We start from the raw sequence: 16,577 nt of genomic DNA, 5'->3' as shown, positions 1-16,577 counted from the left end.
CTTCCCGTGGTCCACGTGACCGATCGTGCCCACGTTCACGTGGGGCTTGGTGCGCTCGAACTTACCCTTGGCCATGGCTCAATCTCTCTTTGTGCTTAGTTGATTCGTATTGATTGCTGTTGAAGAGCATGCCGGCCGAAACCGGCTTGTTCTTAGTTCTTCTTGACCACCGACTCGGCGATGTTGGCCGGCGCTTCGGCGTAGTGGTCGAATTCCATCGTGAAGGTGGCGCGACCCTGCGACATCGAACGCAGCGAAGTGGCGTAGCCGAACATTTCGCCCAGCGGCACCATCGCGTTGATGATCTTGCCCGAGGGGCTGTCGTCCTGACCCTGCAGGATGCCGCGACGACGACTGACGTCGCCCATCACGTCACCGAGGTAATCCTCGGGCGTGACGATCTCGACCTTCATCATCGGCTCGAGCAGCACGGGCTGGGCCTTGTGGAAGCCTTCCTTGAAACCCATCGAGCCGGCGATCTTGAACGCCATTTCCGAGGAGTCGACTTCGTGGTACGAACCGTCGACCAGGCGCACCTTGACGTCCACGATCGGATAGCCGGCCATGATGCCGTTGGCCACCGCTTCCTGGATGCCCTTGTCCACCGCCGGGATGTATTCCTTCGGCACCACGCCGCCGACGATCGCGTTCTCGAACACGTAACCGGCGCCGCGCTCCTGCGGTTCGATCTCCAGCCACACGTGGCCGAACTGACCCTTACCACCGGACTGACGCACGAACTTGCCTTCGGCCTTGACCGCCTTGCGGATCGTTTCGCGATAGGCCACCTGCGGCTTGCCGACGTTGGCTTCGACGTTGAACTCGCGCTTCATGCGGTCGACGAGGATTTCCAGGTGCAGCTCGCCCATGCCGGAGATGATGGTCTGACCGGACTCTTCGTCGGTGCGCACGCGGAACGAAGGATCTTCCTGGGCGAGACGACCCAGCGCCAGACCCATCTTTTCCTGGTCCGACTTGGTCTTCGGCTCGACCGCCATCGAGATCACCGGCTCCGGGAACACCATGCGCTCGAGCGTGATGATGTGGTCCTGCGCGCACAGCGTGTCGCCGGTGGTCACGTCTTTCAGACCGACCGCCGCGGCGATGTCGCCCGCGCGCACTTCCTTGATCTCGTCGCGCTGGTTGGAGTGCATCTGCAGGATGCGGCCCACGCGCTCCTTCCTCGACTTGACCGGGTTGTAGACCTGGTCGCCGGAGTTGAGCACGCCCGAGTAGACACGGAAGAAGGTCAGCGAACCGACGAACGGGTCGGTCATGATCTTGAACGCCAGGGCCGAGAACGGCTCCTTGTCGTCGGCCTTGCGGCTGTCTTCCTTGTCGTTGTCGTCGATGCCCTGCACCGGCGGACGATCCACCGGCGACGGCAGCAGCTGAATCACGGCGTCGAGCATGGCTTGCACGCCCTTGTTCTTGAACGCGCTGCCGCAGTAGACCGGCACGACCTCGACACGCAGGGTGCGCTCACGCAGACCGGAGATGATCTCGGCCTCGCTCAACTCGCCGTCGTTGAGGTACTTGTCCATCAACGCTTCGTTGGCTTCGGCCGCGGCCTCGACCATGAAGTTGCGCGCGGCTTCCGCCTTGTCCTGCAGTTCGGCCGGGATGTCGCGGTATTCGAACTTGGTGCCCTGCGAAGCGTTGTCCCAGTAGATCGCCTTCATCTTGACCAGGTCGACCACGCCTTCGAAGCCGTCTTCAGCGCCGATCGGCAGCTGCATCGGCACGGCGTAGGCGCCCAGGCGCGACTTCAGCTGCTCGACCACCTTGTCGAAGTTGGCACCGGTGCGGTCCATCTTGTTGACGAAGGCCAGGCGCGGCACCGAGTACTTGTTGGCCTGACGCCACACGGTCTCGGACTGCGGCTGCACGCCACCGACCGAGCACAGCACGAAGACGGCGCCGTCGAGCACGCGCAGCGAGCGCTCCACCTCAATGGTGAAGTCGACGTGTCCGGGGGTATCGATGATGTTGAAGCGGTGTTCGGGCAGCGACTGGTCCATACCCTTCCAGAACGCCGTGGTGGCGGCGGAAGTGATGGTGATGCCGCGCTCCTGCTCCTGCTCCATCCAGTCCATCACGGCGGCGCCGTCGTGCACTTCACCGATCTTGTGGCTGACGCCGGTGTAGAACAGGATGCGCTCGGAGGTGGTGGTCTTGCCGGCATCGATGTGAGCCATGATGCCGAAGTTGCGGTAGCGTTCGATCGGAGTGGTGCGGGCCATGGGATGCCTCAACTTGTTTCTAGATTTTGGAAAGTCCGCACATCGAACCGCGCCGTCAGCGTGGTGAGGTGTGCGAGGCTCTTGCGAAGGACTCGCATAATGCAGAGGCCGCCTTGCGGCGGCTTCCGGCTTGGGCGGCGATGTTTACGAACGCCTGTGACGTATGCGCGACAGGCGCCGCGCGGGCGCCGCCGCCGACGCCCTCGATTACCAGCGGTAGTGGGCGAAGGCTTTGTTCGCTTCCGCCATGCGATGGGTTTCTTCGCGCTTCTTGATCGCGCCGCCACGGTTTTCCGAAGCATCGATCAGTTCGGCCGCCAGCTTGCGCGGCATGCCGTTTTCGCCGCGCTTGCGCGCGGATTCGATCAGCCAGCGCATCGCCAGCGCCATGCGGCGCGAAGCGCGCACTTCGACCGGCACCTGATAGGTGGCACCGCCGACGCGGCGCGACTTCACTTCGACCGACGGGGAGACGTTGCCGAGGGCTTTCTCGACGAGTTCCAGCGCATTGCTGTTCTTCTCGCCGATGGTGTCCATGGCACCGTAGACGATCTTCTCGGCGACGGACTTCTTGCCGCTTTGCATGACCATATTGATGAAGCGCGCGATCGTTTCGCTGCCGTGCTTGGGATCAGGCAGGACGGTGCGCTGCGGGGCGGAACCTTTGCGGGACATGATGCTTACCTTGTCTCTTGATTCTTTCGTTGCCGCGATCCGCTGATGCGGTTCGCGAGTGTCGCTACATCCGCCGAAGCGGACTGCTGATTAGCCCTTCGGGCGCTTGGCGCCGTACTTCGAACGGGCCTGCTTGCGCTTGGCCACGCCGGCGGCGTCGAGCGAGCCGCGCACGGTGTGATAGCGCACGCCCGGCAGATCCTTGACGCGGCCGCCGCGAATCAGCACCACCGAGTGCTCCTGCAGGTTGTGGCCTTCGCCGCCGATGTACGAAATCACTTCGTAACCGTTGGTCAGACGCACCTTGGCCACCTTGCGCAGCGCCGAGTTCGGCTTCTTCGGGGTGGTGGTGTAGACGCGCGTGCACACGCCGCGACGCTGCGGGCAGTTGGCCAGCGCGGGCGAGGTGCTCTTGTAGGTTTCGGGGCTGCGCGGCTTCCGCACCAGCTGGTTGATTGTTGCCATCGGTCTCAGGTCATTGATCGGGCGCGGGCCCGGCGTGAAAAAGCTGGGAAAACTAAAGGCAGGCGAATGGAAACGGCCTGCCAAGACGAAAAAGTATAGCCCGCCCTGACGTCTAGCGTCAACGCGAGCTACCCGTGGCCGACCATGCCCGAGGGCCCTGGCCAACCGATTTGATCCCGCCCTCCTGGGCCGAATACGAGGGCCGTCCTGGCGCCTCATTTCGTGATCTGGGGTCGCCCTGGGGCGAACCGGACCGCAATTCTAGCATGGCGGCCTTGCTTTGAGCATTCCCGCCGCACACCCGGCCAGCCAAAAAGAAGGCGGGCATCTCGCAATGCCCGCCCTCCGCCTTGTTGCCTGGGACAAAAAACCGCTTACTCGGCCGCACCCTCTTCCGTCGCGGGCGCCTCGGCCGGTTCCGTCACCGTTTCCACGACGGCCGGGCCGGACAGGGTGTCCATCTCCGACTCTGTCAGACCCGAGGCGCTGCGACGGCGCAGGGTGTGGTAGGCCAGACCGGTACCCGCCGGGATCAGCCGGCCGACGATCACGTTCTCCTTCAGGCCACGCAGGCCGTCGCGGGTACCGCGCACGGCGGCCTCGGTCAGGACGCGGGTGGTCTCCTGGAAGGACGCCGCCGAGATGAACGACTCGGTCGCCAGCGAGGCCTTGGTGATGCCCAGCAGCACCGGATCGAACTTCGCCGGCAACTCGTTCTTGGCGTTCAGGCGCACGTTCTCCTCGATGACGCGCTGGCGCTCGGCCTGCTCGCCATTGAGGAACTTGCTGTCGCCCTGGTCGGTGATCTCGACCTTGCGCAGCATCTGACGAATGATCGTTTCGATGTGCTTGTCGTTGATCTTCACGCCCTGCAGGCGATAGACGTCCTGGATTTCCTTGGTCAGGTACGACGCCAGCGGCTCGACACCCAGCAGACGCAGGATGTCCTGCGGGCTCGGCTCGCCGTCCACCACGGTCTCGCCCTTCTCCACGTGCTCGCCTTCGAACACGATGATCTGGCGATACTTCGGAATCAGCTCCTCGTGCTCTTCGCCGTCCGGTCCCTTGATGATCAGACGCTGCTTGCCCTTGGTGTCCTTACCGAAGCTGACCACGCCGGATTTCTCGGCGAGGATCGCCGGGTCCTTCGGCTTGCGGGCTTCGAACAGGTCGGCCACGCGCGGCAGACCACCGGTGATGTCGCGGGTCTTGGAAGCTTCCTGCGGCACCTTGGTGACCACGTCGCCGACGCCGACCGGAGCACCGTCCTGCAGGTTGACGATCGATCGCGGCGGCAGCAGGTACTGCGCCGGCAGGTCGGTTCCCGGAATGGACAGGTCCTTGCCGTTCTTGTCGACGATGCGCACGATCGGACGCAGGTCCTTGCCCTGCGAGCCGCGACGCTTCGGATCGGTGATCTCGCGCGAGGCGAGGCCGGTCAGTTCGTCGGTCTTCTCGATGACGGTGACGCCTTCGATGAAGTCGACGAAGCGGATGAAGCCCGCCACTTCCGACACGATCGGGTGGTTATGCGGATCCCAATTGGCGACGGTCTGGCCGGCCTTGATCTCCGCGCCGTCCTTCACCGTGATCGTGGCGCCGTAGGGCAGCTTGTAGCGCTCGCGCTCGCGGCCGTGGCCGTCGAGGACGGACAGTTCGCCCGAACGCGAGACCGCGACCAGGCTGCCGCTGGCGTGATCCACGGTCTTCAAGTTATTGAACTTGATCGAACCGGTGGTCTTGACCGTGACGTTGTCGATGGCGGCGGCACGCGAGGCCGCACCACCGATGTGGAACGTACGCATGGTCAGCTGCGTGCCGGGCTCGCCGATCGACTGCGCCGCCACCACGCCCACGGCCTCGCCGTGATTGACGATGTGGCCGCGGCCGAGGTCACGGCCGTAGCAGTACGCGCACACGCCGAAGGCGCTTTCGCAGGTGATCGAGGAACGCACCTGGATCGACTGCACACCGGCGTCTTCGAGCTTCTGCACCCAGGCTTCGTCGAGCAGGGTGTTGCGGGTGACGATCGGGTCTTCATCGTTGCCGGGCAGGAACACGTCCTCGGCCACCACGCGGCCGAGCACGCGATCGCGCAGCGGTTCGACGACGTCGCCGCCTTCCACGATCGGGGTCATGGTCAGACCGGCATGCGTGCCGCAGTCGGTTTCGGTGACCACCACGTCCTGCGCCACGTCGACGAGACGACGGGTCAGGTAACCGGAGTTCGCCGTCTTCAGCGCGGTATCCGCGAGGCCCTTACGAGCACCGTGGGTCGAGATGAAGTACTGCTGCACGTTGAGGCCTTCGCGGAAGTTCGACGTGATCGGCGTTTCGATGATCGAGCCGTCCGGCTTGGCCATCAGGCCGCGCATGCCGGCCAGCTGACGAATCTGCGCCTGCGAACCACGCGCGCCGGAGTCGGCCATGATGTAGATCGAGTTCATCGACTTCTGCGCGACCCGCTCGCCCTTGGCGTTGGTCACGGTGTCGGTGCCGATCGCGTCCATCATCGCCTTGGCCACGCGCTCGTTGGTGCGCGACCAGATGTCGACCACCTTGTTGTAGCGCTCGCCGGCGGTGACCAGGCCCGACTGGTACTGCTGCTGGATTTCCAGCACTTCGGTCTCGGCCTCGTCGAGGATGCCCTTCTTCTCGGGCGGAATGATCATGTCGTCGATGCCGATCGACACGCCGGCGCGCGTGGCGTACGCGAAGCCGGTGTACATCAGCTGGTCGGCGAACACGACCGTGTCCTTCAGGCCGAGCATGCGGTAGCAGGAGTTGATCAGGCGGCTGATGTTCTTCTTGGTCAACTCGGTGTTGGCCAGGGCGAACGGCAGACCTTCCGGCAGGATCTCGACCAGCAGCGCGCGACCGACCGTGGTTTCCACGATCGAGGTCTTCCGCTCGCGCTTGCCGTCGTCATCGATCACCGTTTCGGTGATGCGTACCTTCACCTTGGCGTGCAGACCCGCGGCCTTGTTGTCGTAGGCGCGCTTCACTTCGGCGACGTTGGCGAACACCATGCCCTCGCCCACCGTGTTTTCCAGGGCGCGGGTCATGTAGTACAGACCCAGCACCACGTCCTGCGACGGCACGATGATCGGCTCGCCGTTGGCCGGCGAGAGGATGTTGTTGGACGACATCATCAGCGCGCGCGCTTCCAGCTGGGCTTCCAGCGAGAGCGGCACGTGCACGGCCATCTGGTCACCGTCGAAGTCGGCGTTGAACGCGGTACAGACCAGCGGATGCAGCTGGATGGCCTTGCCTTCGATCAGCACCGGCTCGAACGCCTGGATGCCGAGGCGGTGCAGCGTCGGTGCGCGGTTCAGCAGCACCGGATGCTCGCGGATCACCTCTTCGAGGATGTCCCACACCTCGGCCTCTTCGCGCTCGACCAGCTTCTTGGCGGCCTTGATGGTCGTGGCGAGACCACGACGCTGCAACTTGGCGAAGATGAAGGGCTTGAACAGTTCCAGCGCCATCTTCTTCGGCAGACCGCACTCGTGCAGGCGCAGGGTCGGACCGACCACGATCACCGAACGGCCGGAGTAGTCGACGCGCTTGCCGAGCAGGTTCTGGCGGAAGCGGCCCTGCTTGCCCTTGATCATGTCGGCCAAGGACTTCAGAGGGCGCTTGTTGGTGCCGGTGATGGCGCGGCCGCGGCGGCCGTTGTCCATCAGCGCATCCACCGATTCCTGCAGCATGCGCTTCTCGTTGCGCACGATGATGTCGGGCGCGTTGAGTTCGAGCAGGCGGCGCAGGCGGTTGTTGCGGTTGATGACGCGGCGGTACAGATCGTTGAGATCGGAGGTCGCGAAGCGGCCACCATCCAGCGGCACCAGCGGACGCAGGTCCGGCGGCAGCACCGGCAGCACGGTCATCACCATCCACTCGGGGCGGTTGCCCGACTCGAGAAAGGCCTCGACCAGCTTGATGCGCTTGGTGAGGCGCTTGAGCTTGGTCTCGGAACCGGTGCTGGCGATGTCTTCCTTGAGCTTGATCATCTCGGCTTGCAGATCGATCGTGCGCAGCAGCTCGAACACGGCCTCGGCGCCCATCGCGGCGTCGAAGTCGTCGCCGTGCTCCTGGCGCATCTGCATGTACTGCTCTTCATTGAGCAGCTGGCCGCGCTCGAGCGGGGTCAGGCCCGGCTCCGTCACCACGAAGGCTTCGAAGTACAGGATGCGCTCGATGTCGCGCAGGGTCATGTCCAGCATCAGGCCGATGCGCGAGGGCAGCGACTTGAGGAACCAGATGTGCGCGACCGGCGAAGCGAGGTCGATGTGGCCCATACGCTCACGGCGCACCTTGGCCAGCGTCACTTCCGTGCCGCACTTCTCGCAGACCACGCCGCGATGCTTCATGCGCTTGTACTTGCCGCACAGGCACTCGTAGTCCTTGATCGGGCCGAAGATGGCGGCGCAGAACAGGCCATCGCGTTCCGGCTTGAAGGTACGGTAGTTGATGGTTTCCGGCTTTTTGACTTCGCCGTAGGACCAGGAGCGGATCAGGTCGGGCGACGCCAGCGCGATCTTGATCGCGTCGAAGTCGAGCGTCTGGCGCTGCTGGTTGAACAGGTTGAGCAGGTCTTTCATGTGTGTTCTCCGGGTCGGGGGCAATGAGATTCGAGGGTCGGTGCGGCGTTACCGCCGCACGCTTGACTCGGCTCAGTGCTCCTCGAGTTCCATGTTGATGGCCAGGCTGCGGATTTCCTTCACCAGCACGTTGAAGGACTCCGGCATGCCCGCGACCATCTCGTGTTCGCCGTCGACGATGTTCTTGTACATCTGGTTGCGGCCCTGCACGTCGTCGGACTTCACCGTCAGCATTTCCTGCAGGGTGTAGGCCGCGCCGTAGGCTTCCAGCGCCCAGACTTCCATTTCGCCGAAGCGCTGGCCGCCGAACTGCGCCTTGCCGCCCAGCGGCTGCTGGGTGACGAGCGAGTACGGACCGGTCGAACGTGCGTGCATCTTGTCGTCGACGAGGTGGTTGAGCTTCAGCATGTGCATGTAGCCCACCGTCACCTTGCGCTCGAACGCTTCGCCGGTGCGGCCGTCGAACAGCTGCGTCTGACCGCTGGTCGGCAGTTCCGCCAGTTCCAGCATCGACTTGATCTCGGCCTCGGCCGCGCCGTCGAACACCGGTGTGGCCATCGGCACGCCGTCGGTCAGGTTCTGTGCGAGCGTCAGCAGTTCCTCATCCGTGAACTGCTTCAGATCGACGCGCTGACCGTGCAGCTTGCTGTCGTGGTTGTAGATCTCGTCGAGGAACTTGCGCAGATCGGCAAGCTTGGCCTGCGCATCGAGCATGCGCTGGATCTTCTGGCCCAGGCCCTTGGCGGCCCAGCCCAGATGCACTTCCAGCACCTGGCCGATGTTCATACGCGACGGCACGCCGAGCGGGTTCAGCACGATGTCCACGGTCTCGCCGTTGGCCATGTGCGGCATGTCCTGCACCGGCACGATGGTCGACACCACACCCTTGTTGCCGTGGCGGCCGGCCATCTTGTCGCCCGGCTGGATGCGGCGCTTCACGGCCAGGAACACCTTCACCATCTTCAGCACGCCCGGCGCAAGGTCGTCGCCCTGGGTGATCTTGCCGCGCTTGTCGGTGAAACGCTTGTCGAACTCCTTCTGGTGCGCTTCGATCTGCTTCTGCGCGCGCTCGATGGCGTCGGAGGCGTCCTCGTCCTTCATGCGGATCTGGAACCAGTCGGACTTCTTCAGGCCGTCCAGCACCAGGCTGGTGACCGTGTCACCCTTCTTCAGGCCCGGACCGCCGTTGGCGGTCTTGCCCAGCAGCTGGCCACGCAGACGTGCGTAGATCGCCGATTCCAGGATGCGGAACTGGTCGTCGAAGTCCTTCTTCACGCGCTTGATCTCGTTTTCCTCGATCTGGCGCGCGCGCTTGTCCTTCTCGATGCCGTCGCGGGTGAAGACCTGCACGTCGATGACGGTGCCGTCCATGCCCGGCGGCACGCGCAGCGAGCTGTCCTTCACGTCGGAGGCCTTCTCGCCGAAGATCGCGCGGAGCAGCTTCTCTTCCGGCGTCAGCTGGCTCTCGCCCTTCGGCGTGACCTTGCCGACGAGGATGTCGCCGGCACGCACTTCGGCACCGATGTACACCACGCCCGACTCGTCGAGGCGGTTGAGCGCCTGCTCGGACACGTTCGGGATGTCGGCGGAGATTTCCTCCGGTCCCAGCTTGGTGTCGCGGGCGACGGCGGTCAGCTCTTCGATGTGGATCGTGGTGTAGCGATCTTCCTGGACCACGCGCTCGGAGAGCAGGATCGAGTCTTCGAAGTTGTAGCCGTTCCACGGCATGAACGCGACCAGCATGTTCTGGCCCAGCGCCAGCTCGCCGATGTCGGTCGAGGGACCGTCGGCCAGCACGTCGCCGCGCGCGACCACGTCACCCACGTTCACCAGAGGCGTCTGGTTGATACAGGTGTTCTGGTTGGAGCGCGTGTACTTGATCAGGGTGTAGATGTCGACGCCGGCATCGGTCTCGCCGGAAATCTCGTTCTCGTTCACCTTGACCACGATGCGGCCGGCGTCGATCTGCTCGATCACGCCGCCGCGGCGGGCGTTCACCGTCACGCCCGAGTCGCGCGCCACGGCGCGCTCGATGCCGGTGCCGACCAGCGGCTTCTGCGACTTCAGCGTCGGCACGGCCTGGCGCTGCATGTTCGCGCCCATCAGCGCGCGGTTGGCGTCGTCGTGCTCGAGGAACGGCACCAGCGCGGCCGCGACCGACACGGTCTGCATCGGCGAGACGTCCATGAAGTGGATCTCGCTCGGCGGCTTGAGCAGGTTTTCACCCTGGTAGCGGCAGGCGACGAACTGGGCGGTCAGGTTGCCCTTGTCGTCCTGCGGCGCACTCACCTGCGCGATGACGTACTCGTTCTCCTCGATCGCCGAGAGATATTCGATCTCGTCGGTGACCTTGCTGTTCACGACCTTGCGGTACGGCGTCTCCAGGAAGCCGTACTTGTTGGTGCGCGCGAACACGGCCAGCGAGTTGATCAAGCCGATGTTCGGACCTTCCGGCGTCTCGATGGTGCAGACGCGGCCGTAATGGGTCGGATGCACGTCGCGCACTTCGAAGCCGGCGCGCTCGCGGGTCAGGCCGCCCGGACCGAGGGCCGAGACGCGACGCTTGTGCGTGACTTCCGACAGCGGATTGTTCTGGTCCATGAACTGCGACAGCTGCGACGAACCGAAGAACTCCTTCACCGCGGCCGCGACGGGCTTGGCGTTGATCAGTTCCTGCGGCGTCAGGCCATCGGCCTCGGCCATGGTCAGGCGCTCGCGCACGGCGCGCTCCACGCGCACCAGTCCGACGCGGAACACGTTCTCGGCCATTTCACCGACCGAACGCACGCGGCGGTTGCCGAGGTGGTCGATGTCGTCCACGGTGCCGCGACCGTTGCGGATCTCGGTCAGCACGCGGATCACGTCGAGGATGTCGGACATGCCGCCGAACTGCTCGCGCAGCTTGACCGAATCCTCGTCCTTGCGCTCGGCGAAGTAGCGCGCGTCGTACAGCACCGAAGCGCCGAGCACTTCCTTGCGGCCGATGCGGCGGTTGAACTTCATGCGGCCCACGGCCGAGAGGTCGTAGCGCTCGAAGGTGAAGAACAGGTTGTGGAACAGGTTCTGCGCGGCGTCCTTGGTCGGCGGCTCGCCGGGACGCATCATGCGGTAGATCTCGACCAGCGCTTCGAGCTGGGTCTTGGTCGGATCGATGCGCAGGGTATTGGAGATGTACGGACCGCGATCGAGGTCGTTGACCCAGATCGTGCCGATCGCGTCGACGCCGGCCTTGCGGAACTTGGCCAGGGTTTCTTCGCTGATCTCGTCGTTGGCGGTCGCCAGCGGCTCGCCCGTCTCGGTGTCGATCACGTCATGCGAGAGGATGCGGCCGATCAGGTAGCTGTCCGGCACAGCCAGCGCGGCGATGCCCGACTCTTCCAGCTGGCGCACGTGGCGCGCGGTGATGCGCTTGCCGGCTTCGACGATAACGCGGTCGCCGTCGGCCAGATCGAAATCGAGCGTTTCGCCGCGCAGGCGCTCCGGCACGAGCGCGAGCTGCACGCCTTCCTTCGGATCGATGTGGAAGGTGTTGATCTCGAAGAACTCGTTGAGCATCTCCTCGTTCGTGTAGCCGAGTGCGCGCAGCAGCACCGAGACCGGCAGCTTGCGGCGGCGGTCGATACGGGTGAACAGCGCGTCCTTCGGGTCGAACTCGAAGTCCAGCCAGGAACCGCGATAAGGAATGATGCGGGCGCTGTACAGCAGCTTGCCCGAGCTGTGGGTCTTGCCACGATCGTGATCGAAGAACACGCCCGGCGAACGGTGCAGCTGCGAGACGATGACGCGCTCGGTACCGTTGACGATGAAGGTGCCGTTGTCGGTCATGAGCGGAATCTCGCCCATGTAGACTTCCTGCTCCTTCACGTACTTGATGGTCTTGGTGGAGGACTCGCGGTCGTAGATCACCAGGCGCACGGTCACGCGCAGCGGCGCGCCGTAGGACAGGCCGCGATTGCGGCATTCGCGCTCGTCGAACACGGGCTCGCCGAGCTTGTAGCCGACGTATTCGAGGGCGGCGTAGCCGTTGTAGCTGACGATCGGGAACACCGATTTCAGCGCGGCGTGCAGGCCGCGGTCCTCGCGCTTGTTCGGCGCGGCGTCGGCCTGCAGGAATTCACGATAGGAATCGACCTGGATGGCGAGCAGGAACGGCACCTCGAGGATCGAACGGCGCTTGCCGAAGTCCTTGCGGATGCGTTTCTTTTCGGTGAACGAATAAGATGTCGTCATGGAATGTGACCGCCTTGATTGAAGCCGGGAATCGGTACCTGGTCAGTGGAAATCAGGAAACATCGACACGCATGAAGTTGAAGCCGCGCACTGGATTGAAGCCGTGCTCTTGCGTTGTCGACGCCTGATGCCTTGACCGCGATGCCCTTGTGAGGGAGGGTGGAACTGTCAGTCGGAAGCCGCTGGTATTGCCGGCACCAGCACGCCCTCTGTTACTGCTTCCAACTACCAACGTTTCAGTTGGGTTTTTTGCAACGGATGCCTTTCCCTTCTGTCTCCGGCAACCTCGGCCGCCTGACGGGCGACCTCAATCCCCGAAGGGAGAAGGGAAAGACACAACGGCCAAAGGCCGGGGGCTTACGCCCCCAGCCTATGGCGGATCGCCTGTGTGTCTAGGCGACGCAACTGCTTGCTTACTTCACTTCCACGGAAGCGCCAGCGGCTTCCAGATCCTTCTTGAACTTCTCGGCGTCGGCCTTGGACACGGCTTCCTTCACCGTACCACCGGCTTCGGTCAGGTCCTTGGCTTCCTTCAGGCCCAGGCCGGTGATGGCGCGGACGACCTTGATGACTTCGACCTTCTTGTCGCCAGCCGACTTCAGGGTGACCGTGAACTCGGTCTGCTCTTCGGCCGGGGCGGCAGCGGCGGCGGCCGGGCCAGCGGCGACGGCGACCGGAGCGGCGGCGGAAACGCCGAACTTCTCTTCCATCGCCTTGACCAGCTCCATCACCTCGACGAGGGTCTTGCTGCTGATCGCTTCGATGATCTGCTCGTTGGAAAGGGACATTGTGATTACCTCTTAACTTGATATTTGGAAACGACTAAGTGGATAGGTTGTTCGTACCGAACTGTTCGCCTCAGGCGGCTTTCTGCTGGCCGACCGCGTTCGTGACGCGGGCGACTTGCGAAGCCGGCTCGGCCAACACGCGCACCAGCATGGTGGCGGGCTGGACCAGGACGCTGAGCAGCATCGACAGGGCCTGTTCGCGGGTGGGCAGCGAAGCCAGGACGTCCACATGGGAGCCCGGGTACTTCTGTCCGCCGATCGCGACCAAACGCGGCTTCAGCTTGTCGTTCGCTTTCGCGAACTCCTTGATCAGACGTCCGGCGGCGCCGGGGTCTTCCTGCGAGAAGGCGTACAGCAGAGGACCGGTCAGGTCGTCTTTGACGACGGCGTAATCGGTGTTCTCCACTGCGCGCGAGACCAGCGTGTTCTTGGCAACTTTCAGGAACACACCGCCCTGGCGGGCCTTCTTGCGCAGGTCGGTCAGTTGAGCGACCGTCAAACCCGCGTATTCCGCGGCGACCAGCGAGTGCGCCTTGCCGGCGACCTCGGCCAGTTCGGCAACGACTTCCTGCTTCTGGGTCAGATTGAGAGCCATTGCATTACCTCGAAATGTTTCGTCGGCGATGAACTGCTGACGAAAGCTTTCTTTGACGCCAACCCGGTTCCGAACCGGATTGGAACTCGAGCGACATCGTTCCTTCGATGCCGGGATGCCGGGAACTCTGTCAGGAGTGTCCGGAATCCTTGCGGTGGCCGTTTCCAAAAAAATTCTTGGAGGGTCGGCAACCATCTACGCAGGCCCTTTCGTGCAGAGCACTCCGGGATTAAGCGGTCGATACCGGCAGCGACGGCGATTCCATTGCCAAGCGAGCATTCCCTGCCCGTCGTCGTTGCCCGCACGGACTGCGCCTGCGGTCTTTGACGGCTATCGCGCCAGGCCAAACCGCGCCCTTTGCGATGCCCTCAAAATTTGTCGCGCCGCTCCCCGCGTGCGGGGAGCGGATCTTGCAATTACTTCAGCGAGAGCGAGGACTGATCGACGCTCACGCCCGGGCCCATCGTCGAGCTGACCGAAATCTTCTGCAGGTACTGGCCCTTCGCGGTCGAAGGCTTGGCCTTCACCAAGTCGGCCAGCAGCGCGTGCAGGTTTTCCTTCAGCTTGTCGGCGTCGAAGTCGGCCTTGCCGATGGTGCAGTGGATGATGCCGGCCTTGTCGGTGCGGTAACGCACCTGGCCGCCCTTGGCGTTCTTCACCGCTTCGGCCGGGTTCGGCGACACGGTGCCCACCTTCGGGTTCGGCATCAGGCCGCGCGGACCGAGCACGGTGCCGAGCTTGCCGACCACGCGCATCGCATCCGGCGTGGCGATGACCACGTCGTAGTTCAGCTCGCCGCCCTGCATGCGCTCGGCCAGGTCGTCCATGCCGACCGCATCGGCACCAGCGGCCAGGGCCTCATCGGCCTTGGCGCCGGCGGGGGCGAACACCGCCACGCGCACGGTCTTGCCGGTACCGGCCGGCAGCACAGTGGAACCGCGCACCTGCTGGTCGGACTTCTTGGCATCGACGCCGAGGCGCACGGCCACGTCGACGGATTCGACGAACTTGGTCTTGCTGTTGTCCTTGACGATCTTCAGCGCTTCGTCGATCGGGTAGGTCTTGCCCGGAACGACTGCGGCGAGGATGGTCTTCTGTCGCTTGGTCTGTGCCATGTCTTAACCCTCCACCACGAGGCCCATGGAACGGGCCGAGCCTGCGATCGTCTTCACCGCTGCGTCCAGGTCAGCCGCAGTCAGATCGGCTTCCTTCGCCTTGGCGATGTCTTCGAGCTGCTTGCGGGTGACCTTGCCCACCTTCTCGGTGTTCGGGCGCTTGGAACCGGACTGGATGCCCGCCGCCTTCTTCAGCAGCACCGAAGCCGGCGTGCTCTTGGTGACGAAGGTGAAGGTGCGGTCCGAATACGCGGTGATGATCACCGGAGTCGGCAGACCCGGCTCCAGCTTGGAGGTCGCGGCATTGAACGCCTTGCAGAACTCCATGATGTTCAGGCCGCGCTGGCCCAGTGCAGGACCGACCGGCGGCGACGGATTCGCCTGACCTGCCTTGACCTGCAGTTTGATGTAACCGACGACTTTCTTTGCCATTGCTCTCTACTCCTGCGAGTGCGAACGCCTGCACGCTTGCGCTGCGTGGCTCCTCGCGTTGTTGCCGGATCGAACCACTCGCTCCGGCGAATTCGTTACGGCCGCCTTAGGCCTTCTCGACCTGGCCGAACTCGAGTTCGACCGGCGTGGAACGACCGAAGATCAGCACCGCCACGCGCAGGCGGCTCTTCTCGTAATTGACTTCCTCGACCACGCCGTTGAAGTCGTTGAACGGGCCGTCGGTGACGCGCACCATCTGGCCCGGCTCGAACAGCACCTTCGGACGCGGCTTCTCGACGCCTTCCTGCACGCGGTCGAGGATGGCGGCAGCCTCCTCGTCGCGGATCGGCAGCGGACGGTCGGCGGTGCCGCCGATGAAGCCCATCACCTTCGGCGTTTCCTTCACCAGGTGCCAGCTTTCGCTGTCCATGCGCGGAATGCCGGATTCGTCGTGCGTGGCGATCTGCACGAGCACGTAGCCCGGGAAGAACTTGCGCTCGGAACGGCGTTTCTGGCCGGAGCGCATTTCCACCACTTCCTCGGTCGGCACCATGACTTCGCCGAAGCGCTCTTCCATGCCGGTGCGCACGATGCGGTCGCGCAGCGCCTGCGCCACGGACTTCTCGAAGCCCGAGTAGGCGTGGACGACGTACCAGCGTTTGACGTTTTCGGTTTCCATCTAACTACTAGACTCCTCAGGTCCCGCGGGTGGCGAAGCCGAGCTTCATCAACCATTGGATGATGCCGTCGAAGCCGGCCAGGACCAGGCTCATGATGATGACCACGATGATCACCACCCAGGTCAGGCGTGTGGCTTCCTGGCGCGTCGGCCAGACCACCTTGCGCAGCTCGAAGCGCGACTCGGACAGGAACTCGCGCGTATCGCGGCCCTTGGCGCTGAGCATGAACACGACCAGCCCGGCGATCAGTCCGACGACGACGGCGCCGACGCGCAGCGAGGTATCCCACTGCTGGAACCAGGTGTAGGCGAACACGCCCGCCGCCGCCAGCAGAATCGCCAGCACGTACAGCGCGATGTCACTCGCGGCGCCCTTGGACGAGGCTTTGGATTGTTCGACTCGGCTGTTCACAAGGTCTACTGCTCTTTTGGAAAGTCCGCGCAGGGATGCGCAGGCTTTTGCGGAGGACCCGCATCACACACTTGGCGCGCCAGGTAGGACTCGAACCTACAACCTGCGGTTTTGGAGACCGCTGCTCTGCCAGTTGAGCTACTGACGCGTGATTACTTTACGTACTGGCAACTAACGCGATTGTTTTAAACGGCGATGGCGGACCGAGGAACGGCCCGCCATTCGCGCTTGTTTGGCGGCGCTGGGCGCCACCGGCGAAGCGATTACTTGATGATCTTGGCCACCACGCCCGCGCCGACCGTGCGGCCGCCCTCGCGGATCGCGAAGCGAAGACCTTCGTCC

Annotated in this window: 12 protein-coding genes and 1 tRNA gene; all 13 read right to left on the bottom strand. The window is 64.0% G+C overall.

Annotated features, from left to right (window positions below; all coding sequences use genetic code 11):
• Positions 1-152: 152 nt before the first annotated feature.
• A complete protein-coding gene (gene fusA / locus AC1RNP_RS19030; protein ID WP_493052862.1) occupies positions 153-2,243 on the bottom strand; it encodes an elongation factor G in 2,091 nt (696 codons plus the stop codon).
• Positions 2,244-2,450: 207 nt separating this feature from the next.
• Positions 2,451-2,918 carry a 30S ribosomal protein S7 gene (gene rpsG / locus AC1RNP_RS19025; RefSeq protein WP_226470602.1) on the bottom strand — a complete coding sequence of 156 codons (468 nt, stop codon included), beginning with the start codon at positions 2,916-2,918 and terminating at the stop codon, positions 2,451-2,453.
• A 90-nt stretch (positions 2,919-3,008) separates the two neighbouring features.
• Positions 3,009-3,383: a 30S ribosomal protein S12 gene (gene rpsL / locus AC1RNP_RS19020; protein ID WP_024891235.1), complete on the bottom strand. Its 375-nt coding sequence runs from the start codon at positions 3,381-3,383 to the stop codon at positions 3,009-3,011.
• Positions 3,384-3,757: 374 nt separating this feature from the next.
• Positions 3,758-7,984, bottom strand: coding sequence for a DNA-directed RNA polymerase subunit beta' (gene rpoC, locus AC1RNP_RS19015; protein ID WP_493052861.1), 4,227 nt, complete (start codon positions 7,982-7,984; stop codon positions 3,758-3,760).
• A gap of 72 nt (positions 7,985-8,056) precedes the next feature.
• A complete protein-coding gene (rpoB, locus tag AC1RNP_RS19010; protein ID WP_493052860.1) occupies positions 8,057-12,214 on the bottom strand; it encodes a DNA-directed RNA polymerase subunit beta in 4,158 nt (1,385 codons plus the stop codon).
• A 413-nt stretch (positions 12,215-12,627) separates the two neighbouring features.
• A complete protein-coding gene (rplL, locus tag AC1RNP_RS19005) occupies positions 12,628-13,002 on the bottom strand; it encodes a 50S ribosomal protein L7/L12 (protein ID WP_493052859.1) in 375 nt (124 codons plus the stop codon).
• A gap of 70 nt (positions 13,003-13,072) precedes the next feature.
• Positions 13,073-13,597, bottom strand: a complete 525-nt coding sequence (rplJ, locus tag AC1RNP_RS19000) for a 50S ribosomal protein L10 (protein WP_493052858.1) — start codon at positions 13,595-13,597, stop codon at positions 13,073-13,075.
• A gap of 416 nt (positions 13,598-14,013) precedes the next feature.
• Positions 14,014-14,712, bottom strand: a complete 699-nt coding sequence (rplA, locus tag AC1RNP_RS18995) for a 50S ribosomal protein L1 (RefSeq protein ID WP_226470607.1) — start codon at positions 14,710-14,712, stop codon at positions 14,014-14,016.
• A gap of 3 nt (positions 14,713-14,715) precedes the next feature.
• A complete protein-coding gene (gene rplK / locus AC1RNP_RS18990) occupies positions 14,716-15,144 on the bottom strand; it encodes a 50S ribosomal protein L11 (protein ID WP_310056322.1) in 429 nt (142 codons plus the stop codon).
• 106 nt (positions 15,145-15,250) lie between these two features.
• On the bottom strand, positions 15,251-15,823 hold the full coding sequence (gene nusG, locus AC1RNP_RS18985; RefSeq protein ID WP_226470609.1) for a transcription termination/antitermination protein NusG: 573 nt from the start codon (positions 15,821-15,823) through the stop codon (positions 15,251-15,253).
• Between the two features lie 16 nt (positions 15,824-15,839).
• A complete protein-coding gene (gene secE / locus AC1RNP_RS18980) occupies positions 15,840-16,235 on the bottom strand; it encodes a preprotein translocase subunit SecE (RefSeq protein ID WP_493052857.1) in 396 nt (131 codons plus the stop codon).
• Positions 16,236-16,307: 72 nt separating this feature from the next.
• Positions 16,308-16,383: transfer RNA gene (locus AC1RNP_RS18975), tRNA-Trp, on the bottom strand.
• Between the two features lie 115 nt (positions 16,384-16,498).
• On the bottom strand, positions 16,499-16,577 hold a 79-nt coding region (locus AC1RNP_RS18970; protein WP_454651434.1), incomplete at its 5' end, for an EF-Tu C-terminal domain-related protein.

This window comes from Luteimonas sp. GW821-FHT14E02, assembly GCF_058803905.1.
The sequence above is the reverse complement of the archived record's forward strand: the minus strand, read 5'-3'. Positions and strand labels throughout refer to the sequence as shown.

Excerpts from the sequence above, each read along its gene's own strand:
- fusA (WP_493052862.1), bottom strand. The coding sequence starts at position 2,243 with ATGGCCCGCACCACTCCGATCGAACGCTACCGCAACTTCGGCATCATG.
- rpsG (WP_226470602.1), bottom strand. The coding sequence starts at position 2,918 with ATGTCCCGCAAAGGTTCCGCCCCGCAGCGCACCGTCCTGCCTGATCCC.
- rpsL (WP_024891235.1), bottom strand. The coding sequence starts at position 3,383 with ATGGCAACAATCAACCAGCTGGTGCGGAAGCCGCGCAGCCCCGAAACC.
- rpoC (WP_493052861.1), bottom strand. The coding sequence starts at position 7,984 with ATGAAAGACCTGCTCAACCTGTTCAACCAGCAGCGCCAGACGCTCGAC.
- rpoB (WP_493052860.1), bottom strand. The coding sequence starts at position 12,214 with ATGACGACATCTTATTCGTTCACCGAAAAGAAACGCATCCGCAAGGAC.
- rplL (WP_493052859.1), bottom strand. The coding sequence starts at position 13,002 with ATGTCCCTTTCCAACGAGCAGATCATCGAAGCGATCAGCAGCAAGACC.
- rplJ (WP_493052858.1), bottom strand. The coding sequence starts at position 13,597 with ATGGCTCTCAATCTGACCCAGAAGCAGGAAGTCGTTGCCGAACTGGCC.
- rplA (WP_226470607.1), bottom strand. The coding sequence starts at position 14,712 with ATGGCACAGACCAAGCGACAGAAGACCATCCTCGCCGCAGTCGTTCCG.
- rplK (WP_310056322.1), bottom strand. The coding sequence starts at position 15,144 with ATGGCAAAGAAAGTCGTCGGTTACATCAAACTGCAGGTCAAGGCAGGT.
- nusG (WP_226470609.1), bottom strand. The coding sequence starts at position 15,823 with ATGGAAACCGAAAACGTCAAACGCTGGTACGTCGTCCACGCCTACTCG.